Below are 371 nucleotides of genomic sequence, written 5' to 3'. Positions count from 1 at the left end.
CTCGGTGGAGCTGCCGGGAATTGAACCCGGGTCCTACGTCACCTCGCCAGGGCTTCTCCGTGCGCAGTTCGCGCAAAGATCTCTGCTTGGCCCTCCGGCTAGGACGAACACTTCCGGATGATGAGCCCAGTCAACGGTAAAAGTCCTGTTCAACCCCGCTGACGCGATTGAACAGCAAGTCCCTTAGTCGATGCCAGGATCTAGGTCAGGGACTTCCCTAGGCTGACAGACACGCGGTCGCTTGCTTATGCAGCGAGGGCGTAGTCGCGCTGAGACTTCTCGGCGCTTATTGGTTTGCTGCGACGCTTACGGTGGTCTCCAGCCTTCACCGGCACGCTTCCCCTGGCTAAATCAACGTAGTCGAAACCATG

The 371-nt window shown here is 58.8% G+C and carries 1 other RNA gene; it reads right to left on the bottom strand.

The features are described 5' to 3' along the window. Positions 1–2: 2 nt before the first annotated feature. Positions 3–371: a transfer-messenger RNA gene (gene ssrA / locus ACYQ2O_RS12960) on the bottom strand.

The sequence above is a fragment of the Alkalibacterium sp. m-11 genome (assembly GCF_054658155.1).
Note: the sequence above shows the minus strand (reverse complement) of the source record. Positions and strands in the feature narration are given on the sequence as shown.